This window comes from Burkholderia sp. ABCPW 14, assembly GCF_001523835.1.
In the GTDB taxonomy this organism is placed as follows: Bacteria; Pseudomonadota; Gammaproteobacteria; order Burkholderiales; family Burkholderiaceae; genus Burkholderia; species Burkholderia mayonis.
The window spans coordinates 45,522-68,508 of record NZ_LOVS01000055.1 but is presented as its reverse complement, the minus strand read 5'-3'; the positions used below and the strand labels follow the sequence as shown (position 1 = coordinate 68,508).

General features: G+C 67.9%; 25 protein-coding genes. 9 read left to right on the top strand and 16 right to left on the bottom strand.

The genetic code is table 11. The features are described 5' to 3' along the window. Window positions 1–9 precede the first annotated feature (9 nt). The 4 genes from WS62_RS07790 to WS62_RS07775 all read left to right on the top strand — a co-directional run bounded on the left by WS62_RS07790 (window position 10) and on the right by WS62_RS07775 (window position 4,400). A complete protein-coding gene (locus WS62_RS07790; RefSeq protein ID WP_066569746.1) occupies window positions 10–1,014 on the top strand; it encodes a 2-hydroxyacid dehydrogenase in 1,005 nt (334 codons plus the stop codon). A gap of 108 nt (window positions 1,015–1,122) precedes the next feature. Then, entirely contained in the window at window positions 1,123–1,782 is a 660-nt protein-coding gene (gene bluB, locus WS62_RS07785) for a 5,6-dimethylbenzimidazole synthase (protein WP_066569743.1), read from the top strand. Between the two features lie 115 nt (window positions 1,783–1,897). Further along, entirely contained in the window at window positions 1,898–3,067 is a 1,170-nt protein-coding gene (locus tag WS62_RS07780; RefSeq protein WP_066569740.1) for an MFS transporter, read from the top strand. A gap of 163 nt (window positions 3,068–3,230) precedes the next feature. After that, window positions 3,231–4,400 carry an MFS transporter gene (locus WS62_RS07775; RefSeq protein WP_066487106.1) on the top strand — a complete coding sequence of 390 codons (1,170 nt, stop codon included), beginning with the start codon at window positions 3,231–3,233 and terminating at the stop codon, window positions 4,398–4,400. A gap of 429 nt (window positions 4,401–4,829) precedes the next feature. Here the strand turns inward: WS62_RS07775 and fahA are convergent, their stop codons facing one another. The 6 genes from fahA to WS62_RS07745 are packed head-to-tail and all read right to left on the bottom strand — an operon-like array spanning window position 4,830 to window position 11,023. Then, window positions 4,830–6,137 (bottom strand): fumarylacetoacetase, encoded by a 1,308-nt coding sequence (fahA, locus tag WS62_RS07770; protein ID WP_066569737.1) that lies wholly within the window; start codon window positions 6,135–6,137, stop codon window positions 4,830–4,832. Next, the gene (gene hmgA, locus WS62_RS07765; RefSeq protein WP_066569736.1) at window positions 6,134–7,468 is read right to left on the bottom strand and encodes a homogentisate 1,2-dioxygenase; all 1,335 of its coding nucleotides are present in this window, start codon (window positions 7,466–7,468) and stop codon (window positions 6,134–6,136) included. The genes fahA and hmgA overlap by 4 nt, the downstream gene beginning before the upstream one ends. 18 nt (window positions 7,469–7,486) lie before the next feature. Further along, entirely contained in the window at window positions 7,487–8,065 is a 579-nt protein-coding gene (locus tag WS62_RS07760; protein ID WP_269435263.1) for an MFS transporter, read from the bottom strand. A gap of 56 nt (window positions 8,066–8,121) precedes the next feature. Continuing rightward, window positions 8,122–8,352 (bottom strand): DUF2783 domain-containing protein, encoded by a 231-nt coding sequence (locus WS62_RS07755; RefSeq protein WP_066569733.1) that lies wholly within the window; start codon window positions 8,350–8,352, stop codon window positions 8,122–8,124. A gap of 34 nt (window positions 8,353–8,386) precedes the next feature. After that, a complete protein-coding gene (locus WS62_RS07750) occupies window positions 8,387–10,048 on the bottom strand; it encodes an FAD-dependent oxidoreductase (RefSeq protein WP_066569728.1) in 1,662 nt (553 codons plus the stop codon). Window positions 10,049–10,066: 18 nt separating this feature from the next. Beyond that, the gene (locus tag WS62_RS07745; RefSeq protein ID WP_066569716.1) at window positions 10,067–11,023 is read right to left on the bottom strand and encodes an MBL fold metallo-hydrolase; all 957 of its coding nucleotides are present in this window, start codon (window positions 11,021–11,023) and stop codon (window positions 10,067–10,069) included. A gap of 256 nt (window positions 11,024–11,279) precedes the next feature. Between WS62_RS07745 and WS62_RS07740 the strand changes: the two genes are divergently transcribed. Then, window positions 11,280–12,086: an EAL domain-containing protein gene (locus tag WS62_RS07740; RefSeq protein WP_066569714.1), complete on the top strand. Its 807-nt coding sequence runs from the start codon at window positions 11,280–11,282 to the stop codon at window positions 12,084–12,086. Window positions 12,087–12,343: 257 nt separating this feature from the next. On the opposite strand, the gene WS62_RS07735 is transcribed toward WS62_RS07740, so the two are convergent. Together WS62_RS07735 and WS62_RS07730 are read right to left on the bottom strand one after the other, a co-directional pair. Further along, window positions 12,344–12,751, bottom strand: coding sequence for a GFA family protein (locus WS62_RS07735; protein WP_066569705.1), 408 nt, complete (start codon window positions 12,749–12,751; stop codon window positions 12,344–12,346). Window positions 12,752–13,590: 839 nt separating this feature from the next. Then, the gene (locus WS62_RS07730; protein ID WP_066569697.1) at window positions 13,591–14,382 is read right to left on the bottom strand and encodes an IclR family transcriptional regulator; all 792 of its coding nucleotides are present in this window, start codon (window positions 14,380–14,382) and stop codon (window positions 13,591–13,593) included. A 76-nt stretch (window positions 14,383–14,458) separates the two neighbouring features. On the opposite strand from WS62_RS07730, the gene WS62_RS07725 reads away from it, so the two are divergent. After that, window positions 14,459–15,646, top strand: a complete 1,188-nt coding sequence (locus WS62_RS07725) for an acyl-CoA dehydrogenase (RefSeq protein WP_066569694.1) — start codon at window positions 14,459–14,461, stop codon at window positions 15,644–15,646. Between the two features lie 162 nt (window positions 15,647–15,808). Here WS62_RS07725 and WS62_RS07720 read toward each other — a convergent pair whose 3' ends face one another. Further along, complete coding sequence (locus tag WS62_RS07720; protein WP_059470430.1) at window positions 15,809–16,447, bottom strand: peroxiredoxin; 639 nt, start codon at window positions 16,445–16,447, stop codon at window positions 15,809–15,811. A 327-nt stretch (window positions 16,448–16,774) separates the two neighbouring features. Between WS62_RS07720 and WS62_RS07715 the strand changes: the two genes are divergently transcribed. The 3 genes from WS62_RS07715 (at window position 16,775) to WS62_RS07705 (ending at window position 18,094) form a co-directional block, all read left to right on the top strand. Next, the gene (locus tag WS62_RS07715; RefSeq protein ID WP_066487133.1) at window positions 16,775–17,077 is read left to right on the top strand and encodes a DUF883 family protein; all 303 of its coding nucleotides are present in this window, start codon (window positions 16,775–16,777) and stop codon (window positions 17,075–17,077) included. A 116-nt stretch (window positions 17,078–17,193) separates the two neighbouring features. Continuing rightward, window positions 17,194–17,583: a phage holin family protein gene (locus WS62_RS07710; RefSeq protein ID WP_066569687.1), complete on the top strand. Its 390-nt coding sequence runs from the start codon at window positions 17,194–17,196 to the stop codon at window positions 17,581–17,583. Window positions 17,584–17,686: 103 nt separating this feature from the next. Beyond that, the gene (locus tag WS62_RS07705) at window positions 17,687–18,094 is read left to right on the top strand and encodes a DUF3318 domain-containing protein (RefSeq protein WP_162499459.1); all 408 of its coding nucleotides are present in this window, start codon (window positions 17,687–17,689) and stop codon (window positions 18,092–18,094) included. 57 nt (window positions 18,095–18,151) lie between these two features. Here the strand turns inward: WS62_RS07705 and WS62_RS07700 are convergent, their stop codons facing one another. The 7 genes from WS62_RS07700 to glyA form a co-directional block, all read right to left on the bottom strand. Further along, window positions 18,152–18,610, bottom strand: coding sequence for a type IV pilin protein (locus WS62_RS07700; RefSeq protein ID WP_066570004.1), 459 nt, complete (start codon window positions 18,608–18,610; stop codon window positions 18,152–18,154). Window positions 18,611–18,628: 18 nt separating this feature from the next. Beyond that, on the bottom strand, window positions 18,629–19,132 hold the full coding sequence (locus tag WS62_RS07695) for a pilus assembly PilX family protein (RefSeq protein ID WP_066570002.1): 504 nt from the start codon (window positions 19,130–19,132) through the stop codon (window positions 18,629–18,631). Window positions 19,133–19,224: 92 nt separating this feature from the next. Further along, window positions 19,225–20,010 carry a PilW family protein gene (locus WS62_RS07690; RefSeq protein ID WP_066569683.1) on the bottom strand — a complete coding sequence of 262 codons (786 nt, stop codon included), beginning with the start codon at window positions 20,008–20,010 and terminating at the stop codon, window positions 19,225–19,227. After that, complete coding sequence (locus WS62_RS07685; protein WP_082720785.1) at window positions 20,007–20,417, bottom strand: hypothetical protein; 411 nt, start codon at window positions 20,415–20,417, stop codon at window positions 20,007–20,009. Before WS62_RS07685 ends, WS62_RS07690 begins: the two co-directional genes overlap by 4 nt. Next, window positions 20,414–20,974 carry a GspH/FimT family protein gene (locus WS62_RS07680; protein ID WP_066569999.1) on the bottom strand — a complete coding sequence of 187 codons (561 nt, stop codon included), beginning with the start codon at window positions 20,972–20,974 and terminating at the stop codon, window positions 20,414–20,416. The genes WS62_RS07685 and WS62_RS07680 overlap by 4 nt, the downstream gene beginning before the upstream one ends. 182 nt (window positions 20,975–21,156) lie before the next feature. Beyond that, window positions 21,157–21,636 carry a transcriptional regulator NrdR gene (gene nrdR / locus WS62_RS07675; protein WP_066569679.1) on the bottom strand — a complete coding sequence of 160 codons (480 nt, stop codon included), beginning with the start codon at window positions 21,634–21,636 and terminating at the stop codon, window positions 21,157–21,159. A gap of 6 nt (window positions 21,637–21,642) precedes the next feature. After that, window positions 21,643–22,890: a serine hydroxymethyltransferase gene (glyA, locus tag WS62_RS07670; RefSeq protein WP_066569676.1), complete on the bottom strand. Its 1,248-nt coding sequence runs from the start codon at window positions 22,888–22,890 to the stop codon at window positions 21,643–21,645. Between the last annotated feature and the right edge of the window lie 97 nt (window positions 22,891–22,987).

The window sequence follows — 22,987 nt, the reverse complement described above, 5'->3', positions numbered from 1 at the left end:
AGGCAAAGCGTGCGCATCATTCTTTTCAGCAGCCGGCAGTACGACCACGACTCGTTCGACGCCGCCAATCAATCGTTCGGCTACCGGCTGCATTTCCAGCCTTCCCATCTCGATGCGGAGACGGCGGTCCTCGCGCGCGGCTACGAGGTCGTGTGTCCGTTCGTCAACGACACGCTCGACGCGACCGTGCTCGCGGCGCTCGCCGCGGGCGGCACGCGCGTCGTCGCGCTGCGCTCGGCGGGCTTCAACCACGTCGACCTCGCGGCGGCCGCCCGGCTCGGGCTCACCGTCGTGCGCGTGCCCGCGTACTCGCCGCACGCGGTCGCCGAGCACGCAGTCGCGCTGATCCTCGCGCTCAACCGACGCCTGCCGCGCGCCGTCGCGCGCACCCGCGAAGGCGATTTCTCGCTGAACGGGCTGCTCGGCTTCGATCTGTTCGGCAAGACGGTCGGCGTGGTCGGTACGGGCCTCATCGGCAGCGTGTTCGCGCGGATCATGGCGGGCTTCGGGATGCGCGTGCTCGCACATTCGCTGCCGCCGCACGACGATGCGCTGATCGCGCTCGGCGTGCGCTACGTGACGCTCGACGAGCTGCTCGCGGAATCGGACATCGTGAGCCTGCACTGCCCGCTGATGCCGGCCACCCATCATATGATCGACGCCGACGCGCTCGCGCGGATGAAGCCGGGCGCGATGCTGATCAACACGAGCCGCGGCGGACTCGTCGACACGCAGGCGCTGATCGACGCGCTGAAGACGGGCCAGCTCGGGCACCTCGGGCTCGACGTCTACGAGGAGGAAAGCGGACTCTTCTTCGAAGACCATTCCGACCGCCCGCTGCAGGACGACGTGCTCGCGCGGCTGCTGACGTTCCCGAACGTGATCGTCACGTCGCACCAGGCATTCTTCACGCGCGAGGCCCTCGCGGAAATCGCGCATACGACGCTGTCGAACATCCGCGCGTGGCAGGACGGCGCGCCGCAGAACGTTGTCGACGCTGCACGGCAGGGGTGACGACGAGCGCAGCCGAGCCTCATCAAGTCGGCTGAACCCCTTATTGGCGCGTCGCGCGAGTCTGCTATCGTTGCGGCGATTCGCCTCCACCCGCCTTGCCAGTCCATCATGCGTTTCGACGAACCCGCGATCGCCGCCGTCTATCGGGCGATCTTCGAGCGGCGCGACATGCGCCATTTCACGTCCGCCCCGGTCGATCCCGCCGTGCTCGCCCGCCTGCTGCGCGCCGCGCATCACGCGCCGAGCGTCGGCTTCATGCAGCCGTGGCGCTTCATCCGCGTGACCGATCCCGCGCTGCGCGAACGCATCCACGGGCTCGTCGACGCGGAGCGCCGCGCGACCGCCGATGCGCTCGGCGAGCGCCACGATGAATTCATGCGGCTGAAGGTCGAAGGCGTGCGCGAATGCGGCGAGCTCCTCGTCGTCGCGCTCGCCGACGGACGCGAGCGGCACGTCTTCGGCCGCCGCACGCTGCCGGAGATGGACCTCGCGTCGGCCGCGTGCGCGATCCAGAACATGTGGCTCGCCGCTCGCGCCGAAGGGCTCGGGATGGGCTGGGTGTCGCTCTTCGACGTCGGCGCGCTCCGCCGGCTGCTCGCGATGCCCGACGGCGCGAAGCCGATCGCCGTGCTGTGCCTCGGCCACGTCGACGCGTTCTACGCAAAGCCGATGCTCGAAGAGGAACGCTGGGCCGCGCGGATACCGCTCGACGAATGCCTGTACGAAAACGCGTGGGACGCCGCGCCGATGCCCGCGCGCAACACCTGATCAGGCCCCGAACACGGGGGTTTTCCCTGAGATAAAATCGCGGCTGTCCCGTGCGCTTCCATCAGCGCGCCGCATCCCGCGGCGCCGGAGGCGGCGGCCCTCCCGCGAGCCCCCGATGCCACTGCCCCTGTTCGCCCTTGCCGTTGCCGCATTTGGTATCGGTACCACCGAGTTCGTCATCATGGGCCTCCTGCCGAACGTCGCGCGCGATCTCGGCGTGTCGATTCCGGCGGCGGGCATGCTCGTGTCCGGCTATGCGCTCGGTGTCACGATCGGCGCGCCGATCCTCGCCGTCGTCACCGCGAAGATGCCGCGCAAGGCGGCGCTCCTCGCGCTCATCGGCGTGTTCATCGTCGGCAATCTCTTTTGCGCGGTCGCACCCGGCTACGCGTCGCTGATGATCGCGCGCGTCGTCACCGCGTTCTGCCACGGCGCGTTCTTCGGGATCGGCTCGGTCGTCGCGAGCAGCCTCGTCGCGCCGAACAAGCGCGCGCAGGCGATCGCGCTGATGTTCACGGGCCTCACGCTCGCGAACGTGCTCGGCGTGCCGCTCGGCACCGCGCTCGGGCAGGCGTTCGGCTGGCGCGCGACGTTCTGGGCCGTCACCGGCATCGGCGCGCTCGCGGCGGCGGCGCTCGCCGTCTGCGTGCCGAAGCGCCTCGAGATGCCCGCGGCGGGCATCGCGCGCGAGTTCAGCGTGCTGCGCAATCCACAGGTGCTGATGGTGCTCGGCATCAGCGTGCTCGCGTCGGCGAGCCTCTTCACCGTGTTCACGTACATCACGCCGATCCTCGAAGACGTGACGCGCTTCACGCCTCACGACGTCACGCTCGTGCTGCTGCTCTTCGGCCTCGGCCTGACGGTCGGCGGCACGGTGGGCGGCAAGCTCGCCGACTGGCGGCGGATGCCGTCGCTCGTTGCGACGCTCGCCGCGATCGGCGTCGTGCTCGCCGCGTTCGCGGGCACGATGCACGCGCCGTTGCCTGCGCTCGCGACGATCTTCGTATGGGGCGTGCTCGCGTTCGCGATCGTGCCGCCGCTGCAGATCCTGATCGTCGATCGCGCGAGCCACGCGCCGAATCTCGCGTCGACGCTCAACCAGGGCGCGTTCAATCTCGGCAACGCGCTCGGCGCCTGGTTGGGCGGCGCCGCGATCCACGCGGGCGTGCCGCTCGCGAAGCTGCCATGGGCGGGCGCCGCGCTCGCGGCGGCGGCGCTCGCGCTGACGTTGTGGTCGGCGTCGCTTGAACGGCGCGCGATCGCGGGGCCCGCCGAATGCGCGTAACGCCGGCGGCGACGTTTCGTTCGCCGCGCGCGCCGGACGCCGCCGTTCCTGCAGCGCACGCGCCGTCCTCGCGCATGCCCGACCGACGCGTCGACTCCGCGGGACCGCGCGACACGCGTCGCGATGGAGCGATTCCGCCCGCCGGTGTAGCATCACGGCCGTTATGAAGACGATCCTCACCCGCGATTTCCTCGCGCTCATTCTCAGCGTCGCCGTGGTCGGCCTGGGCACGGGCGCCACGCTCCCCCTCACCGCGCTCGCGCTCACCGAAGCGGGCCACGGCACCGACATCGTCGGCATGCTGACCGCCGCGCAGGCGGGCGGCGGCCTCGTCGTCGTGCCGTTCGTGTCGGCGATCACGAAGCGTCTCGGCGCGCGGCAGGTCATCGTCGCATCGGTGCTCGTGCTCGCCGCGGCGACCGCACTGATGCAGTTCACGTCGAGCCTCGTCGTCTGGGGCGTGCTGCGCGTCGTCTGCGGCGCGGCGCTGATGCTGCTCTTCACGATCGGCGAGGCGTGGGTCAACCAGCTCGCCGACGACGCGACGCGCGGCCGCGTCGTCGCGATCTACGCGACCCACTTCACGCTGTTCCAGATGGCGGGCCCCGTGCTCGTCAGCCAGATCGCCGGGATGACGAACGCGCGCTTCGCGCTGAGCGGCGCGCTCTTCCTGCTCGCGCTGCCGTCGCTCGCGTCGATCCGGAAGACGCCCGTCGGCGACGAGCCGCATCACGAAGCGCACGATCGCTGGACGCGCGTGATGCCGAAGATGCCCGCGCTCATCGTCGGCACCGCGTTCTTCGCGCTGTTCGACACGCTCGCGCTGTCGCTGTTGCCGCTCTTCGCGATGGAGCGCGGCGTCGCGAGCGATACGGCCGTGCTGCTCGCGGCGATCCTGCTGTTCGGCGACACCGCGATGCAATTCCCGATCGGCTGGCTCGCCGACAAGCTCGGCCGCGAGCGCGTGCACATCGGCGCGGGCTGCGTCGTGCTCGCGCTGCTGCCGCTCTTGCCCGCCGTCGTCGCGACGCCGTGGCTCTGCTGGCCGCTCCTCTTCGTGCTCGGCGCGGCGGCGGGCAGCGTCTACACGCTGTCGCTCGTTGCATGCGGGCAGCGCTTTCGCGGCTCGGCGCTCGTGACGGCGAGCGCGCTCGTGTCGGCGTCGTGGAGCGCGGCGAGCTTCGGCGGGCCGCTCGTCGCGGGCGCGCTGATGAAGCAGTTGGGCGGCGATGCGCTGATCGGCGTGCTGATCGCATCGGCGCTCGCGTTCCTCGTCGCCGCACTGTGGGAGCGGCGGGCGTTGCCGATGCACGCGGCCCGGCTGGAGCGCTGACGCGAAAAAGTGATTGCGCCTCGGTCGAATCGCCGGTGCGCGAGGAGCGCGAGGGCATGCGTCGCGCGGGATTGCGCGAAAGCGTGCGTGACGCCGGACTTCGTACTCCCGGTTCCGGACTTGGGACTTGGGACGCGGGACGCGGGACGCGGGACGCGGGACGCGAGACGCGAGACGCGAGACGCGGGACGCGGGACGCGGGACGCGAGACGCGAGACGCGAGACGCGAGACGCGAGACGCGAGACGCGGCAATAGGATAGCGCAAACCCGTCGCGACTCGACTGCCCCGCGCCAAAAGCGCGCCGACGCGCCGAAACGACAAAGGCGCCTGCGGCATCGAAGCCGCAAGCGCCCGATTCGACCACCCGCACCGCCCGCCGCTCGGCATCGATCGCCGAGCGGCGCGGGAATCGCCCTTCTCTACCGCATCATCCCTTCAACGCCGGCAGGATCTTCCCGACGCACGCGCCGAAGCCGACGCGATACCCATCGCCGTCGCACCAGCCGGCAAGCGTCAGCTCGTCACCGTCTTCGATGAACGCGCGCGTGCCGCCGCTCGCGAGCGCGATCGGCTCCTTGCCGTTCCACGTCAGCTCGAGCAGGCTGCCGAACGAATCCCGCGTCGGCCCGCTGATCGTGCCCGAGCCCATCAGATCGCCGACCCGCGTGTTGCACCCCGACACCGTGTGATGCGCGAGCTGCTGCGCCATCGTCCAGTACATGTATTTGAAGTTCGTGCGCGAGATCGCCGTCGCGTCCGCCGCGCCGTCCGGCTTCAGGCGCACTTCGAGTTCGACGTCGAACGCGTGCTTGCCGCCATGGCGCAGATACGCGAGCGGCTCCGGCTCCTGCTTCGGCTGCTCGGTGCGGAACGGTTCGAGCGCGTCGAGCGTGACGATCCACGGCGAGATCGACGTCGCGAACGTCTTCGCGTTGAACGGCCCGAGCGGCACGTATTCCCATTGCTGGATGTCGCGCGCGCTCCAGTCATTCAGGAGCACCATTCCGAAGATGTGCGACTCCGCGTCCTCGCACGCGATCGGCTCGCCGAGCGCATTGCCGCGGCCGACGACGAAGCCCGTCTCCAGCTCGATGTCGAGCTTGCGGCACGCGCCGAACACCGGGCGATCGCCGTCCGGCAGCTTCAGTTGCCCATTCGGCCGGCGCACCGGCGTACCGCTCACGACGACCGACGACGCGCGGCCGTTGTAGCCGATCGGCATCTCGGACCAGTTCGGCAACAGCGCATTCTTCGGATCGCGAAACATCGAGCCGACGTTCGTCGCGTGCTCCTTCGACGAGTAGAAATCGGTGTAGCCGGGAATGTCGATGGGCAGATGCAGCGTCGCGTCGCGCTGCGCGACGAGCACGCGCGCGCGCAGCACGGCGTCGTCGCGCAACCGCGCATCGCCGCGCTCGAAGAGCGCGCTCAACTGGATGCGCACGCTGCGCCACGCGTCGCGGCCGAGCGCGATGAAGTCGTTCAGCGATGGCCGCTCGAACACGGCCGCTCCGCCCTGCACCGTCAGCAGGCCCACGCGTGCGAGCTCGGCGAGATCGACGATCGCATCGCCGAGCGCGACGCCCGCACGCCGCGCCGGATGGCGCGCATCGCCGAAGATGCCGAACGGCAGGTTCTGGATCGGGAAATCGCACGCGGCGTCGTTCGCCGCGTCGAGCCAGCTCTTGCGGGAAGGATCGAGGGTCGCGCGCAGCGCGTCGGGGATAGCGCTCATCGTTGCTCCGGGTTGAAGTGTTTTTCGAGGCCTTGCCAGCATTCGAAGTAGTTCGCCTGCAATTGCGCCGTGTCGAGCGCGAAGCGCGTCGGACGGATCAGCGCGCGGGTCTCGAACATGAACGCCATCGTGTCGCCGACCTTGCTCGGCCCCGACGTATCGATCGACGAAGCCTTCTCGAACGTGTCCGCATCCGGCCCGTGGCCCGACATGCAGTTGTGCAGGCTCGCGCCGCCCGGCAAGAAGCCTTCCGCCTTCGCGTCGTAGACGCCGTGCACGAGGCCCATGAACTCGCTCGCGACGTTGCGATGGAACCACGGCGGGCGGAACGTGTCCTCGGCCGCGAGCCAGCGCGGCGGGAAGATCACGAAGTCGATCGCGTCGACGCCCGGCGTATCGCTTTGCGACTGCAGCACGAGGAAGATCGACGGATCCGGATGGTCGTAGCTGATCGAGCCGATCGTGTTGAAATGACGCAGATCGTACTTGTACGGCGCGTAGTTGCCGTGCCACGCGACGACGTCGAACGGCGAATGATCGATGTCCGCGCGCCAGAGCCGGCCGTTTAGCTTCGCGACGAGCTCGAACGCGCCTTCGCGGTCTTCGTACGACGCGTTCGGCGTCAGGAAATCGCGCGGATTCGCAAGCCCGTTCGAGCCGATCGGCCCGAGATCCGGCAGCCGCAGCAGCGCGCCGAAGTTCTCGCAGAGATAGCCGCGCGCGTGCCCGTCCGGCAGCGCGACCGAGAAGCGCACGCCGCGCGGGATCACCGCGATCTCGAACGGCTCGACGTCGAGCCGGCCGAGCTCCGTCATGATGAAGAGCCGCCCTTCCTGCGGGACGATCAAGAGCTCGCCGTCCGCGCTGTAGAAGAAGCGCTCGCGCATCGAGCGGTTCGCCGCGTACAGATGAATCGCGCAGCCGCTCATCGCGGCGGCCGAGCCGTTGCCCGCCATCGTCACCCAGCCGTCGACGAAATCGGTCGGCTGCGCGGGCATCGGCAGCGGGTCCCAGCGCAACTGGTTCGGCGGCGTCGGCGGCACGTCGTCCGAATCGCCGAAGTCGGCAACGATCCGACGCTCGCCGGACACGAGCTCGAACGGCCGATGCACGGCGGCCGGCCGGATCCGGTACAGCCACGACCGGCGGTTGTGGCCGCGCGGCGCGGTGAACGCGGTGCCGGACAGTTGCTCCGCATAGAGCCCATACGGTGCGCGCTGCGGCGAGTTGCGCGCGTGCGGCAGCGCGCCCGGCAGCGCCTCGGTCGCGAATTCGTTCGCGAAGCCGCTCTGGTAGCCCGCTTCGCCCGGTTTCGAAAAATCCAGTGTCATGATTGTCGTTCTCTCCATTCAAGCGACGTTCGGCGCGGCCGCGCCGCGCCGCCGCGTCACGCTCGCGAGGCCGATCACGAAGACGGCCGAGCACAGCACCGGCACGGCCGCCGCGTGAAACAGCGCATCGTTCGACCAGCCGAGCGCGATCCGCTGCCCGCCGACGAGCGGCCCGAGCACGGAGCCGGCGCGGCCCACGCCGAGGCTCCAGCCAATGCCCGTCGAGCGCAGCGACGTCGGGTAATAATGGCCCGCGAGCGCGTTGACCGCGGGCTGTCCGCCGACGATGCAAAAGCCGCCGACGAACACGGCTGCGAGCAGCCAGGGAAACGCATGCGCGACCGAGCCGGTCAGGCCGACGGCGATCGCCGCGCATGCGAAGCACGCGAACAGCGCGCACGCGAAGCCGTGCCGTTCGATGAACCAACCGAGCGACAGCGTGCCGATCACGCCGCCCGTCTGCAGCACCGTGCCGCCGACGACGGCCGTGCCGCTCGCGTAGCGCGCGTCGCGCATCACGCTCGGCGCGACGCAGCCCATCGCCTGCGCATCGAAGGCGCCGATCACGAGACACAGCCCGCGGCGCGCGAGCAGCATCACGTGAAACGCGGGCCGATGCAATTCGTCGAGCTCGCGTGCGGCGGCGGGCGCGGTCATTGCGGCGCCGACGCGCCGGGCGCGCCGTCGAGCGTCATCGCGCCGCTGCGCGCGAGCGCCATCGCTTCGCGCAGCACGTCGAGATCGCCGACCTGGTTCGCGAGCAGCAGGATCAGCTTCGCGTTGACGAGTTGGCTCTCGCTGTCGGGCAAGTCGCGGTGCATGTCGATCAGCGCCTCGTAGAACGCGTCCGGATCGGACAGACGCAAGCGAGTGTCGAGGTGCATCGGGTGTCTCCTGGTCTCTGTCGATATGTGTTGCTCACGCGTTGCAGATCGCGCGCGCGAGCGCCGCGCGCACCGCGCTCGCGTCCGCCGTGCGCAAGCGCGCGCAGACGTGCTGGTCCGGACGCAGCAGGTAGAACGTGCCGGGACGCGCGTCGTAGCGCTGCGCGGCGAGCCCTTCGCTGTCCTCGATCACGTCGACGCCCGCCACCGCGCGCGCTTCGCCCTTCGGCACGACGAGCACGGGCGCGACGGGCAGCGCGTGGCCGCGCGTCGCGTCGACGAGCGCGGGCGCATCGCCGATCGAGCCGAACAGGACGCCGGCGAAGCCGTCCTTCAGATGCCGCAGCAGCCAGCCGGGCTCGCCGTTCGCGAGCACGGGCGCATCGAGCGCGACCGCACCCGGAACCGGCGCGCGTTCGAACGCGTCGCCCGCGCGATCGGGCGTATTGAGCGGCGAGTCGGCGAGCACCGCCGGCACCGACAGCCGGCCGCTGTTGACGAGCTTGCGCGCGAACTCGCAATCGCGCGCAAGCTTGAGCGTCGCGTCGCGGAACACGCGCGAGATCGGGCTCTTCGGCGTGATGAAATCGGTCGAGCGCGTCGAGTTGCGGATGTTCTCGTCGGCCGCGAATTCGCGCTCGCTGGCGTACGTGTCGAGCAGACGATCGGGCGCCTGGCCGTCGAGCACGAGCTTCAGCTTCCATGCGAGGTTGTCGGTGTCCTGCACGCCGCTGTTCGCGCCGCGCGCGCCGAACGGCGACACGCCGTGCGCCGAGTCGCCCGCGAACAGCACGCGGCCGTGCCGGAAGCTGTCCATCCGCTGGCAGCGGAACGTGTAGACGCTCACCCATTCGAGCTCGAACTCGACGTTGGGCCCGAGCAGCGCGCGCACGCGCGAAATCACACGCTCCGGCGCTTTCTCGGCGACGGGATCGGCGTCCCAGCCGAGCTGGAAATCGATGCGCCACATGTCGTCCGGCTGACGGTGCAGCAGCACCGACTGATTGCGATGGAACGGCGGATCGAACCAGAACCAGCGCTCGGCCGGAAACGGCGCCTTCATCTTCACGTCGGCGATCAGGAAGCGGTCCTTGAACGTGCGGCCGCGGCTGTCGAGGCCCATCATCGCGCGCAGCGGGCTCTTCGAGCCGTCGGCCGCGATCACGTAGCGCGCGCGCAGCATGTACGGCCCTTCCGGCGTGTCGATTTCGAGCTCCGCATGGTCGGGCGTCTGGCGGATTCCCGTCACGCGGTTCTTCCAGCGCAGATCGAGATTCGGCAGCTCGAACGCGCGCTCGGCCAGATAGCCTTCGACGTAGTACTGCTGCAAATTGACGAACGCCGGCAGCGCGTACCCGGCCTCCGGCAGCAGGTCGAACGCGTAGATCAGCTCGTCTTGCAGGAACACCTTGCCGACGTGCCAGCTCACGCCCTTCTGCGCCACCCGCTCGCCGCAGCCGAGGCGATCGAAGATCTCGAGCGTGCGCTTGGCGAAGCAGATCGCGCGCGAGCCGGTCGACAGCGTGTCGTCGTCGTCGAGCACCACGACGGGCACGCCCTGCTGCGCGAGATCGATCGCCGCCGCGAGCCCGACGGGCCCCGCGCCGACGACAACCGCCGGATGCGGCTCGCCGGCGTCGGCGCCGGCGGCGCGCGGACGATAATCGAACTTGAGCGTCTGATAATCGATGGTCATGATCGCCGCCCGCCGTGCTCAGCCTTCCAGGGTTTGCCACATGTCCTTGTCGCGCTCGGCCGTCCAGATCCGCGGATCCGGATATTGCGTGGCCTCGTCGAACGCGCGCGTCACGTCGAACGGCATGCAGTGGTCGAAGATCACCCACTCGCCGAACTTCGGCTTCAGCTCCGCATACGTTTCCTTGTAGATCGCGTTCAGATCCTTGCCCGCCGCCGCGCCGGACTTCACCTTCGCGTACAGCTCGCTCACGAACGCGCGCGTGCCCGCGAGGCCATCCGCGACTGCCTGCGGCGTCTTCAGCGCCGCGCCGCGGCCCGGCACGAGCTTCTCCGGCTTGAGCGCCGCGATCGCGTCGAGCGTGTGCGGCCAGTCCTGGAAATACGCATCGCCCGCATACGGCGTCGCGCCGTATTCGACGAGGTCGCCCGACAGCAGCACCCTCTCCTGCGGCAGCCACACGACCGTGTCGCCCTTCGTGTGGCCGCGGCCAAGCTGCATGATCTTCACTTCGAGCTTGCCGAGCCAAAGCGTCATCTCGCCCTTGAACGTGAGCGTCGGCCACGTGAGGCCCGGCACCGACTCGACCGAGCGGAACAGGCGCGGAAAGCGCTCGATCTCGCTCTTCATGTCGGCCGCGCCGCGCTCGACGATCAGGTCGCGCGTGTCCTGGCTCGCGATCACGTGATCGGCGCCGTACGCGGACGCGCCCAGCACCCGCACCGCGTGGTAGTGCGTGAGCAGCACGTACTTGATCGGCTTGTCGGTGACTTCGCGGATCCGGCGGATCACGTCCTCGGCCATCACGGGCGTCGCCTGCGTGTCGGCGACGAGCACCGCGTCGTCGCCGACGATGATCCCCGTGTTCGGATCGCCTTCCGCCGTATAGGCGTACGCGTGCTCGGACAGGCGTTCGAACGTCACCTTCTTCTCGGTCAGGTCCGCCTGCGATGCAAATTTCTTGTCACCCGCCATCTGTCGCTCCTTGCTCCGTATTGAGGGATGCGCCGCTTTCGTCGGACAAGCGGCGCGTCTGACTGCTTGATCTACGTCAACGTCATGATTTACGAATAGTAAAACGAATTACGATTAGTGAAATTAACGTATACCCTAGGCGCCGGCGCGGAGCCGATATCGATATGAGCAACTCGCGCAGCCAATCGCGCCCGGCGCTGCTACTATCGTTCATATACGGCGGCCGTTTCGGCCACATCTCTTCCATCCGGAGTCCATGGTTCCGCCCACCATTCCCGAACTCGTCGCCCGTGCGGGCAAGCTGCCGTTCCTGTGCGAGCACCTCGCGCTCGACGACGGCGCGCAAAGCGCGTACGCGCACCTGCGCGATCTCAAACTGGAAAGCGCATACGAGCCCATCTACGACGTGTCGATGCCGGGCGCGCCGCAATCGACGTCGCTCACCGACGCGATCGAGCGCTTCGGCGACGAACTCGGCTTCCAGGCGATCACGCACGTGGGCTGCGCGCCGTTCGATCCGATCGACGCCGTCGCCGACGATCAGGAACTCGTCGCGCTCGACCGGCTCGCGCGCAGCCTGCACGCGATCAACTTCTTCGGCGCGCAGCGGCACGGACTGCTGTTCCTGCGAGTGCACGAACGGCTGCTGAAGAGCGTCAAGTACGACCACGGCAAGCACTTCTCGAGCGTGCTCAAGGGGTTCGGGCTGTCGCCCGAGCGCGTCGTGATCGAACTGCCGGCCGCGGCCGTCGCGCACAAGACGTTCCTCGGCTATCTGACGAAGAGTTATCAGCACTACGGCTTCAAGGTCGCTGACAAGCTGCCCGATCCGGGGCGGATCCTCGCCGTCGAATCGGACATGGCGCGGCCCGACTACATCAAGATGGACGCCGCGATCGCGCTGCGGGAAGGGATGGTGAAGGCGCTCGTCGGCTATGCGCATCGCGTGCGCATTCCGCTCATCTTCGATCACGTCGTCGACGAGACGCAGTTCGAGCTGCTGCGTCAGTACGACGTGCGGCTCGTGCAAGGGCCGGTGTTCTCGCAGCCGGCCGCGGTTTGACGGATCGGGGAATGCTGGGCGCACGGTGCGTCGAGCGGGACGAACGCGATGTGCCGCGCGACTTGCGCGACGCCGCGCAGCGCTGAGCAACGTCGCGCATGAAAAATCGGAACCGTCGTAATCACTGATCGCGCCTCGCGCCGGCTACCCTCGCCGTGCCTGACGCGCTCGATCCACGTGCTGCATGCCCGACACGATGCAGCGCCGGAAAGCGCCTGCATCGCCTCACCGCCCGGCTACGTCCGCGCGACGTCAGGTCAGTCGCCGCCGTCGCCGAACACCGGCAGATCGCCCGCCACGTCGAGACCGGGAATGCGGCTCGCGTACCACGTGTGCGCTTTCGGCCGGATCGCCGACGGATCGTCGAGCGTCGCGTAATTAACCTCGACTGTCGCGGGCGCGTTCGACAGCCGGTATTCGAGCTGCGCGCCGCACCGCGGGCAGAAGCGCCGCTCGCCCCATGCGCTCGACGCGTACACGCGCGGCTCGCCCTTCACATACTCGAACGCGCCGATCGGCACCGTTGCCCACGGGAGCACGGCGGCGCCCGTCGTCCGCTGGCACAGCCTGCAATGGCAGAAACCCGCGTGGGTGGGCGCGCCGACGATCCGGTAACGAATCGCGCCGCACGCGCACCCGCCCTCCAACAATTCCGAGCCCGACATCGTGGACCTCCTGTTCACGTTGCGCATGGATGCTGCGGTGGGAAGCGCTGTCTACGATACAACCGATTGCGGTCGACTGCTGCGTTGCATCGCAGCGTGGAGCGGTGCATCGGATTGCGCCGGGTTGGATGGATCGTGTTGGAACTTACGTGCCGGATCACGTGTGCCGAGTTGCGGGTGCCGGGTTGCGTTCGCCGGGTTGCGTTCGCCGGGTTGCATTCGCCGGGTTGCATTCGCCGGGTTGCATTCGCCGGGTTGCATTCGCCGGGTTGCGGGTGCCGGGTTGCGGGTGCCGGGTTGCGGGCGCCGAGTTGCGAGCGCCGGATTCCGAACGGCAAGCTGCAGTGTTGCCCGCGAGCCGCCGTCGCACGCCCCCGTCTGCAAAGCGAAGGGGCCACGTCGCGTCGAGACGTTCACGCGCGCGATGCCGACACGCCCCACAAGACGCGGCCGTGCCCGCAAGCGACACGGCGTGCCGCTCGCGCGAGCGGCCCCTTGCGGCATCGACAATATTGGCCCGCTCCGCCACGGCCGGCACGTCGAATTTCACGCGTCGGACGACGAAGATGAGCGCGACGCCGACCGGCGGCACTCGCCGCACGCAACACGCCGACAACTTGCATCGACAACAATGCCGACGTCGTTGCCGATTCATGCCGTTGCGGACTCGGCAACGTGCTATGGCCGATCGCGCAGGCTACTTGCTACTTGCTACTTGCTACCTGCGACCGGCAACTGCGACAGCGACAACAACAGCAACAAACCACCGGCGAAAGCCGCAACGCTGAACGATGACAAGCCACCAGCCGCCGCTCGCGCATGACCGCCGGCATTCCGGCCTACGCCGGCTGCCCGAGCCGCCGCGCGAGCGCCTTCAGCTTCGGACCGATCTTGTTGCGAAACACGTCCTCGCCCATCGACGACGCGGGCCCGCTGCAGCTGAGAATCAGCCAGCGCCCCTCGCGCGGCTCGCGAAACGGCACCGCGATCGCATTCACGTCCTCGTGCCAGTCGCGAAACGAATAGCAGCAGCCGTCGGCGGCGAATTCCTCGACCGCGCGCCCCGCCGCCGCGACGAGCGCGGCGCCCGCCCGCCCCTTCCCCGCTGTCTTGCGCAGCTCCGCGAATAGCGCCGCGCGCGCATCCGGTGGCTGCACGGCGAGATACGCGCGCCCCATCGAGCTCGTCAGCATCGACAGCCGCGACCCGGACGCAAGCCCGAGCGTCAGCGCCGTCTCGCTGCGGATCGTCTCCAGGTAGATCATGTCGAGCCCGTCGCGGCAGCCGAGCGACACCGCCGCGCCGATCTCGCGCGCGAGCGCCTGCATGTGCGGCCGCGCGAGCGCGAGCGTGTCGGAGCCCGCGAGCAGCGCATAGCCGAGCGACAGCACGCCCGCGTCGAGCGCGTACTTGCCGAGCGCGTCGTCGTAGCGCAGATAGCCGAGCACGGTGAGCGTGTACGCGAGCCGGTTGACAGTCGCCTTCGGCAGCCCGGTGCGCTCGACGAAATCGCGATTGCCGAGCATCGTCTCGCCGGGCCGGAACGCGCGCAGCAGATCGAGCCCCCGTGCGAGGGCGACGACGAACTTGCGTTCGTCGAGCGTGTCGGCGTCGATGGTCGAAAAATTCATGTGGTGATACACTGGGTTCAATTTGCAAAACATTGTTCCGCATAGCGGAACTATAGTCAAGTGAGGAGATGACGCGATGGCTGCCGCAACCTTTCATTGGGACGATCCGCTGCTGCTCGACCAGCAGCTCGCCGACGACGAGCGCATGGTGCGCGACGCCGCGAACGCTTACGCGCTGGGTAAGCTCGCGCCGCGCGTGACGCAGGCGTTCCGCCACGAAACCACCGACACGACGATCTTCCGCGAAATGGGCGAGCTCGGCCTCCTCGGCCCGACGATCCCCGAGCAGTACGGCGGCCCAGGCCTCGGCTACGTGAGCTACGGGCTCATCGCGCGCGAGGTCGAACGCGTCGATTCGGGCTATCGGTCGATGATGTCGGTGCAGTCGTCGCTCGTGATGGTGCCGATCTTCGAGTTCGGCTCCGACCCACAGAAGGAGAAATACCTGCCGAAGCTCGCGACGGGCGAATGGATCGGCTGCTTCGGCCTGACCGAGCCGAATCACGGCTCCGATCCGGGCAGCATGGTCACGCGCGCGAAGAAGGTGCCGGGCGGCTACTCGCTGTCGGGTTCGAAGATGTGGATCACGAATTCACCGATCGCCGACGTGTTCGTGGTCTGGGCGAAGCTCGACGAGGACGGCCGCGACGAGATCCGCGGCTTCATCCTCGAGAAGGGCTGGAAAGGTCTGTCGGCGCCGGCGATCCACGGCAAGGTGGGCCTGCGCGCGTCGATCACGGGCGAGATCGTGCTCGACGACGTGTTCGTGCCCGAAGAGAACATCATGCCGGACGTGAAAGGCCTGCGCGGGCCGTTCACGTGCCTGAACTCGGCGCGCTACGGCATCGCGTGGGGCGCGCTCGGCGCGGCCGAATCGTGCTGGCACACCGCGCGCCAGTACGTGCTCGACCGCAAGCAATTCGGCCGTCCGCTCGCAGCCAACCAGTTGATCCAGAAGAAGCTCGCCGACATGCAGACCGAGATCACGCTCGGCCTGCAAGGCGTGCTGCGGCTCGGCCGGATGAAGGACGAAGGCACGGCGGCCGTCGAGATCACGTCGATCATGAAGCGCAATTCGTGCGGCAAGGCGCTCGACATCGCCCGCCTCGCCCGCGACATGCTGGGCGGCAACGGCATCTCGGACGAATTCGGCGTCGCGCGCCATCTCGTGAATCTCGAAGTGGTGAACACGTACGAGGGCACGCACGACATCCACGCGCTGATCCTCGGCCGCGCGCAGACGGGGATTCAGGCGTTCTTCTGATGCGACATCCGCGCCGCCGCGGCCTGCGCGCGACGCACCGCGGCGGCGGCACGACTGTACAGCCCCCCGACGCAGCCGCAAACGAAAAAGCCCCGGCACGAACGCCGGGGCTTTTTCGTCATATGACAGCCGCGCCGCGAAGCCGCGCGGCGCGCACGCCGCTCACTTGTTCGGCTGCGGCGTCAGACGCAGGTACGGACGCACCGCGTTGAAACCCTTCGGGAAGCGCTGCTTCAGCTCTTCCGGATCCTGCAGCGACGGCACGATCACGACGTCGTCGCCGTCCTTCCAGTTGCCGGGCGTCGCGACCTTGTAGTTGTCGGTCAATTGCAGCGAATCGATGACGCGCAGCACTTCGTCGAAATTGCGGCCGGTGCTCGCCGGATAGGTGATGACGAGACGCACCTTCTTGTTCGGATCGATCACGAACAGCGAACGCACGGTCAGCGTCTCGTTCGCGTTCGGATGGATCATGTCGTACAGCTCGGAGACCTTGCGGTCACCGTCCGCGATGATCGGAAAACCGACGCTCGTCGCTTGCGTCTCGTTGATGTCGTCGATCCAGCCCTTGTGCGACTCGACGCTGTCGACCGACAGCGCGATCACCTTCACGTTGCGCTTCTCGAATTCGCCCTTGAGCTTCGCGGTCAGGCCGAGCTCCGTCGTGCAGACGGGCGTGTAGTCGGCCGGATGTGAGAACAGGACGCCCCAACTGTTGCCGAGCCATTCATGGAATTTGATGCGGCCGAGGCTCGAATCCTGTTCGAAATCCGGCGCGATGTCGCCAAGACGTAGACTCATGTTGCAGCTCCTTGAACTTGCATGGGTTGGGTGCCCGAGCGCACGGTGCACAAGGGCCAGCTTTTAGCTTAAGTGATCCGGCGGCCGGCGCGAACGATTATTCCGTCAGATATTCATGCCTTTTTATCATTTTCGCCGGCCCCAACTTGACAATCCTGGAAACTTTTTCGTTCCGGATCGGCTCTCTATTGTCATTGCAACTCGTTTACCATGCTACTCAAGCGCGATCTTGCGCCGCCTGCGCGCCGTGCCGCCGCGCTCGCCCGCAGGCACGGGTTTCGCTACGATGTTCGTAGGACAACCCGCTTCGGCAAGAAGGGAGTCGCAATGTCTGAAGTCAACAAGGAGAAACTGATGTCGGATATCAAAACTGTTCTCGCGGACGCGGAAGATCTGCTGAAACAGGCCGCGAGCACCACGGGCGACCGTGCGACCGAACTGCGCGAGAAGGCGCTCTCGCGCCTGAAGCAGGCAAGGGAGAAAGCGGCCGACGTTCAGGTAGTCGTGGTCGAGAAAGGCAAGAAGGCGGCACGCGCCACCGACGACTACGTGCACGAGCATCCGTGGACGTCGATCGGCGTCGCGGCCGGCGTCGGCGTGCTGATCGGTCTCTTGATCAACCGCAAGTAACGCGGCACGCCGCCGCGAGAGACAGCCCCCGGCCCGCCGCATCCGCGCGACGGCCGGGACCATGCGCACCGGCCCGTCGCGGCGCCGGCCGCTCTCCGCGCGCAAGCGCCTCATCCATGACGACAGAAACCTCATCGCACCAGTCCGCGCACGGACCGCTGCGCCGCCTGCTCGGCTCCGTGTTCGCGCTCCTGCAGACCCGGCTGGAACTCGTCGGCATCGAGCTCGCCGAGGAGAAGGAACGCCTGATGGGCGTGCTCTTTCTCGGACTCGCGGCGATGATGCTCGCGACGATGGCGCTCATCAGCCTCACGGTGCTCGTCGCCATCGCGTTCTGGGACACCTACCGCTGGCAGTCGCTCGCCGTCATCACCGCGCTCTATGCGCTCGGCGCGCTCGCCTGCGGGCTGAAGGCGCGCTCGGGATTACGCGACGCGCCCGTCGTGTTCGAAGCAACGCTGAACGAACTGGAAAAGGACCGCGAGCTGTTCCGCGGCAAATCATGAACGCGCGGCCGCGTTCCTCCTCTTCTCGCCAACCTCCCGTCGACGCGCCATGAGTTACTCCGCTCCGGAACAACGATTCCGCACCGCTTCGCAGAAGCGGCACATGAGCGCGGCCCAGTACCGCGCGCTGCGCAAGGAACTGCTGATCCTGCGCTCCGACGTCGAGCGCCTGGAGCTCGCGCAGGCGGGCGCCGAGTTGCGCCAGTCCGTCACGCATTTCAGATGGCTGAAGTTCCTCGTGCCAGGGGTGTCGGGCGGGTCGCTCGGCAAGTCGGCGAGGAGCGTGAACGCGACACTCGGCACGCTCGTCAGCCAGTATCCGCTGTTGAGCTCGCTCGCGTCCGTCGTGCTCGCGAAGCCCATGCGTGCGCTGCTGCGCGCGAGCGCACGCCCTGCGCTCAAATGGGGCGCCGTCGGCTTCGCCGTCTGGGAGGCCTATCAGATATGGAAGCAGGCAAAGAGCAGCGATGACGCGTCCGACGCGCAGGCGCGGCGCGATGAGCGGGCGTGAAGGCGGGTAATACAGACAGATGAATGGCTGTTGACCAGCCCGCTGGCCGACGCGTGCCTACCCCGTTCGCCAACACACGTCGGCATTCGGCGCGTGTCCGTTGAGGGCGGCGCTTCCGGCCACGCGATTCTCCCGCGTGCCGTCCGCATGCAGTACATACACGCCGCAGTTGTCGTCCCGCATCGCGCCATCGACAGTCGGGCTTGCCTCCAGTGCGTATCCGCCGCGCGCGTCGTTGAACATGATCCGCAGCGCATAGACGGCCATGCCGGAATCGGGCGCTCGGCTCATCTCTTCCGGCAATGCGGCAGGCGGCATCTCGCCGAATGCCTCGACATACTGCGCGGCGCGATACAGTGCAGCCATCGCACTCAACCGATGCCCTCGTTCGACATGGCCCCGGTACGACGGCACCGCGAATGCCGCGAACACGCCCACGATCGCAAGCGCAACGAGCACTTCGATCAACGTGAAACCTCGTCGATCCGAATTGCGTTCAGTTTCAGCACATGACATCGCCGCGTCCTCCTCCAACTATGTCGGCCGTCCCACGACCCGGCGCCAGCGGCGCTCGACGCCTCCGCGCTCGACGGCAATCTGCAGTTGCAGCCACTCGACCGTATCGTTCGTCGCACCCACGCCGCGTGCCGTCACGAGGTAGGCGCGTGCGTCGGGGCGCGCCGGCAGCTTCCACGCTTCGATCACGCAGCTCGGCCCTTGCGCCGCGCCCGGCCATCCCGCATACGGCCTGAACGCGCCGCCGCCGTCGAACACGTCCGGTTGCCGCCAACCGGCCGGCTCGCGCGCCGACGCGATATCGCCGCCCGCCGCGGCATAGGGCGCCGCGCCGCTCAGCAACGCATCGGTACAGGCTTCGAGTGCGGCATCCGCTGCACGAAACGCGACCGATCGGCTCGCGACGTTCGACATGCGCCGCATCTCCGTCGTCGCGATCTCGAACCACGCGGACGACATCACGATCAGCGAGGCCGTTACGGCAAGCACCCCCGGCAGCGCGACGCCGGGCGAACCGGGCATCGCCCGCTCGCGTCGCCGCATCACTTTGCGCAGCGCCAAACGCTTTCGGACTATCCGCGCTCGATCTGCCTCCAACACGGCTGCCTGACGCGTCATGCGCGCTCCTGATTGCGAACCGCGACATACCGTCGCAGCGCGAGCCGCGCGCGGGTATCCACGGCGCTCGTCATTCGCCCTTCGCAGTCGACGTAGCGTACCGGGCGCCCCGTCCGCATGCCTCGCACTTGTACGCAAACTGCCACAGCGGCGACGCTGGCCCAGTCCGATGCGGACAACGCCGACGCATCGTTCCACTGCACGGCCCCGCGCAGCCGATAGCGCAGGCGCACGCGCTCGACGCCTTCGACGAGAGGCTGCGCGATGCCAGGTCTGCCGCTGCCTTCGCAATACAGCTCCGGCTCGCCCGTCGATGCACTGACGCGAGCGTAAAAGCGATTGACGATCCGCGGCTGCGCGTCGGCCGCGCCGACGCCCTGCCCGAGGCAATCCGTCGCCTGCCCGCCGGTCGTCGGCCACGTGGAAACGCCATCGCCGACATAGCGAACGACGAGTCCGTCGGAACCGCTCGCCAGCGGATCGCATGCCAGTTGCACGTCGGCTCCGACGGGTCGTCCCGCCGTACAACCGAACAGACCCGGTGCTGGCGGCGCATCGTGCGAGTCGAGAGGAACGAAGCCCGCGATCTGGATCTGCTGCGTGACCAGCGCGAGCGACGCCTGCGCCGCGTCGCGCAAGCGCGCGGCATCGGCCGCCGCCGAATAGGCTGCCCGCTGTACGCGATAGAGCGAAATCGCGGCAAGCAGGATCAGCAAGCCGAGCGCCATGGCGATCATCACCTCGATCAGCGTGTGCGCGCGCCAACGTATCGCTCGCATCATCGGCCGTCCGTTATCGCATACGCGAGCGTCACGCATTGCTTGTCGCCGTCACGCGCAGCCACGGTAGCGCCTTCGCAGCGCGACGGGCTCGCAGCAGCCGCCCCGGCCCGCTCCCATTCGATGCGCACGGTCGACATGCCCGCATCTCCGCCCGTCACGACGAGCTTTCCGCGACGCAGCCCGGACACCGACGCGTTCCAATCGACGCCCACCGGCCCGCCGGCGCGCGCCATCTCGGCCCACGAATCTGCGGCGAGCAGCGCCTGCTCGCGCGTCGCAGCATCGCGCTCGCCTCGTATCGTCGCGAGCAATGCGGCGATCACGCCGAGCGCCGCGATCGCAAGCAGCGCACACGCGATCGCCGTCTCCAGCAACGAGCTCCCTCGCATCGACCGAACGCGCATCATGTCGACGCCCCGCAGCCGCCTTCGACGAACCGCACGCGACCACCCGCCGCGATCCGCAGGCAACGTCGCCAGCGCTGGCCGCGCCACGCATCGGACGCGTCGTTCGGCGCGAATTCGAAACTTCGGAAGCCGCCGATCACCTGACCCGCTGGCGGCGTAAACACCACGTCGCCGCCCGCGCCCGCTACGGCCACTTGTGCATCGTGCGCAACGCGTCGCAACACCCGCGTACCGCGCTCGCCGTCCGCGACGACCACCGCCCAGCCGCATGACCAGTCGATCGCACCGCCGTCACAGGGCCGCCCTGCGACGATGCATCTGGCGGCCGCGTCGCTGCGGCACAGCGTCACGCGCGCGCCGAGTCTGGCAGCCTCCCCACGCGCATACGCCAGCGATGCTCCGAACACCCGAGCACGTGCGTCGACCCGATCGCGCATCCGCGCGCCTGCGAGCGTCGGCGCGGCCAGCGTCGCGGCAAGCGCGACCAGCACGAGTGCGACCATCAATTCGACGAGCATGAAGCCCGTCATCGCTTGCCTGCCGCCTTCCGTTCGCATCGCCAATCTCCGTGACCGATGCGCCGACTCTACCGGGACGGACGAACGCGCACCATCGGCCAAACGGCCGAATCGCACGCTGCAGCCGAACGCACGACAATCGCCCAGGCGAGCACGAACACCGCGCTACGCGGGAGAAACGAATGGAATACGAAACGGAACGGGAAATGGAATGCGCAAGCTCAGCGCTTGCGCGCCGGCTTCGCGGGTGCCGCGCGGCGGAACTCTTCGATCACGTCCGCGAATTCGGACACATCTTCGAACCGGCGGTAGACGGACGCGAAACGCACGTAGGCGATCGTGTCGAGCTGGCGCAGCTCGTTCATCACGAGTTCGCCGAGCTTTTCGCTGCGGACTTCACGCTCGCCGGATGCGAGCAACTGATATTCGATGCGGGCGACCGCCGCATCGATCGCATCGGCCGCAACCGGGCGCTTGCGGAGCGCCAGTTGCATGCTCGCGACAATCTTGCGGCGGTCGAATTCGGTGCGGCTGCCGTCCTTCTTCACGACGGCCGGCAACGCCAGCTCGACCCGCTCATACGTCGTGAAACGCTTGTCGCAGGCCGAGCAGCGGCGGCGCCGGCGGATCGCGGCGCCGTCTTCCGACACGCGCGAATCCACCACTTGCGTATCGTCGTGCCGGCAGAACGGGCAGCGCATGGCCGATCAGCGATAGACCGGGAAGCGCTTCGTCAGCTCGGCGACCTGCGCGCGCACGCGCTCGATCGTCGCCGCGTCTTCCGGATGCTCGAGCACGTCGGCAATCAGGTTGCCGACGAATTCAGCTTCCGGCATGCCGAAGCCGCGCGTCGTCATTGCCGGCGAGCCGAGACGGATGCCGCTCGTCACGAACGGCTTTTCCGGATCATTCGGGATCGCGTTCTTGTTGACGGTGATGTGCGCATTGCCGAGCGCCGCTTCCGCCGCCTTGCCGGTGATGTTCTTCGCGCGCAGGTCGACGAGCATCACGTGGCTCTCGGTACGGCCCGACACGATGCGCAGACCGCGCTTGACGAGCGTCTCGGCCAGCACGCGCGCGTTCTCGACGACCTTCTGCTGGTATTCCTTGAATTCCGGCGACAGCGCTTCCTTGAACGCAACCGCCTTCGCGGCGATCACGTGCATCAGCGGACCGCCTTGGATGCCCGGGAAGATCGCCGAGTTGATCGGCTTCTCGTACTCGGCCTTCATCAGGATCACGCCGCCGCGCGGGCCGCGCAGGCTCTTGTGCGTCGTCGTCGTGACGAAATCGGCGTGCGGCACCGGGTTCGGATAGACGCCCGCGGCGATGAGGCCCGCATAGTGCGCCATGTCGACCATCAGGTACGCGCCGACCGCCTTCGCGATCTTCGCGAGACGCTCGAAATCGATCTTCAGCGCGAACGCCGACGCGCCCGCGACGATCAGCTTCGGCTTGTGTTCGTGCGCGAGCTTCTCGGCGGCTTCGTAATCGATGTCTTCGTTTTCGTTCAGGCCGTAGCTGACGACGTTGAACCACTTGCCCGACATGTTGACGGGCGAGCCGTGCGTCAGGTGGCCGCCGTGTGCGAGGCTCATGCCCATGATCGTGTCGCCCGGCTTCAGCATCGCGAAGAACACGCCCTGGTTCGCCTGCGAACCCGAGTTCGGCTGCACGTTCGCGGCTTCGGCGCCGAACAGTTCCTTGACGCGCTCGATCGCGAGCCGTTCGACGATGTCGACGTACTCGCAGCCGCCGTAATAGCGCTTGCCCGGATAGCCTTCCGCGTACTTGTTCGTGAGCTGCGAGCCTTGCGCCGCCATCACCGCCGGGCTCGTGTAGTTTTCCGACGCGATCAGCTCGATATGCTCTTCCTGGCGGACATTTTCTTGCTGGATCGCTTGCCAGATCTCGGGATCGACGTTCGCAATGGTGCTTTGGGCTCTGTCAAACATACGGTTTCCGTTAAGTGTGTACAGGTTGACCGAAGTGGCCGAGTGCGTCGCGCGGCCGGCGGCGCAGCCGGCTCGACGTGGCGGAGGATTCCGTGGA

Bases quoted from the DNA above. Each gene is read 5' to 3' on its own strand.
- WS62_RS07680 (WP_066569999.1), bottom strand. From the start codon at position 20,974: ATGCGAACGGAAGGCGGCAGGCAAGCGATGACGGGCTTCATGCTCGTC.
- hmgA (WP_066569736.1), bottom strand. From the start codon at position 7,468: ATGACACTGGATTTTTCGAAACCGGGCGAAGCGGGCTACCAGAGCGGC.
- WS62_RS07750 (WP_066569728.1), bottom strand. From the start codon at position 10,048: ATGACCATCGATTATCAGACGCTCAAGTTCGATTATCGTCCGCGCGCC.
- WS62_RS07755 (WP_066569733.1), bottom strand. From the start codon at position 8,352: ATGCACCTCGACACTCGCTTGCGTCTGTCCGATCCGGACGCGTTCTAC.
- WS62_RS07705 (WP_162499459.1), top strand. From the start codon at position 17,687: ATGAGCGCGGCCCAGTACCGCGCGCTGCGCAAGGAACTGCTGATCCTG.
- WS62_RS07720 (WP_059470430.1), bottom strand. From the start codon at position 16,447: ATGAGTCTACGTCTTGGCGACATCGCGCCGGATTTCGAACAGGATTCG.
- glyA (WP_066569676.1), bottom strand. From the start codon at position 22,890: ATGTTTGACAGAGCCCAAAGCACCATTGCGAACGTCGATCCCGAGATC.
- nrdR (WP_066569679.1), bottom strand. From the start codon at position 21,636: ATGCGCTGCCCGTTCTGCCGGCACGACGATACGCAAGTGGTGGATTCG.
- WS62_RS07745 (WP_066569716.1), bottom strand. From the start codon at position 11,023: ATGGCGGGTGACAAGAAATTTGCATCGCAGGCGGACCTGACCGAGAAG.
- WS62_RS07710 (WP_066569687.1), top strand. From the start codon at position 17,194: ATGACGACAGAAACCTCATCGCACCAGTCCGCGCACGGACCGCTGCGC.
- WS62_RS07740 (WP_066569714.1), top strand. From the start codon at position 11,280: ATGGTTCCGCCCACCATTCCCGAACTCGTCGCCCGTGCGGGCAAGCTG.
- WS62_RS07695 (WP_066570002.1), bottom strand. From the start codon at position 19,132: ATGCCCGGTTCGCCCGGCGTCGCGCTGCCGGGGGTGCTTGCCGTAACG.
- WS62_RS07685 (WP_082720785.1), bottom strand. From the start codon at position 20,417: ATGATGCGCGTTCGGTCGATGCGAGGGAGCTCGTTGCTGGAGACGGCG.
- bluB (WP_066569743.1), top strand. From the start codon at position 1,123: ATGCGTTTCGACGAACCCGCGATCGCCGCCGTCTATCGGGCGATCTTC.
- WS62_RS07700 (WP_066570004.1), bottom strand. From the start codon at position 18,610: ATGTCATGTGCTGAAACTGAACGCAATTCGGATCGACGAGGTTTCACG.
- fahA (WP_066569737.1), bottom strand. From the start codon at position 6,137: ATGAGCGCTATCCCCGACGCGCTGCGCGCGACCCTCGATCCTTCCCGC.
- WS62_RS07725 (WP_066569694.1), top strand. From the start codon at position 14,459: ATGGCTGCCGCAACCTTTCATTGGGACGATCCGCTGCTGCTCGACCAG.
- WS62_RS07760 (WP_269435263.1), bottom strand. From the start codon at position 8,065: ATGCTGCTCGCGCGCCGCGGGCTGTGTCTCGTGATCGGCGCCTTCGAT.
- WS62_RS07780 (WP_066569740.1), top strand. From the start codon at position 1,898: ATGCCACTGCCCCTGTTCGCCCTTGCCGTTGCCGCATTTGGTATCGGT.
- WS62_RS07715 (WP_066487133.1), top strand. From the start codon at position 16,775: ATGTCTGAAGTCAACAAGGAGAAACTGATGTCGGATATCAAAACTGTT.
- WS62_RS07730 (WP_066569697.1), bottom strand. From the start codon at position 14,382: ATGAATTTTTCGACCATCGACGCCGACACGCTCGACGAACGCAAGTTC.
- WS62_RS07690 (WP_066569683.1), bottom strand. From the start codon at position 20,010: ATGATGCGAGCGATACGTTGGCGCGCGCACACGCTGATCGAGGTGATG.
- WS62_RS07775 (WP_066487106.1), top strand. From the start codon at position 3,231: ATGAAGACGATCCTCACCCGCGATTTCCTCGCGCTCATTCTCAGCGTC.
- WS62_RS07735 (WP_066569705.1), bottom strand. From the start codon at position 12,751: ATGTCGGGCTCGGAATTGTTGGAGGGCGGGTGCGCGTGCGGCGCGATT.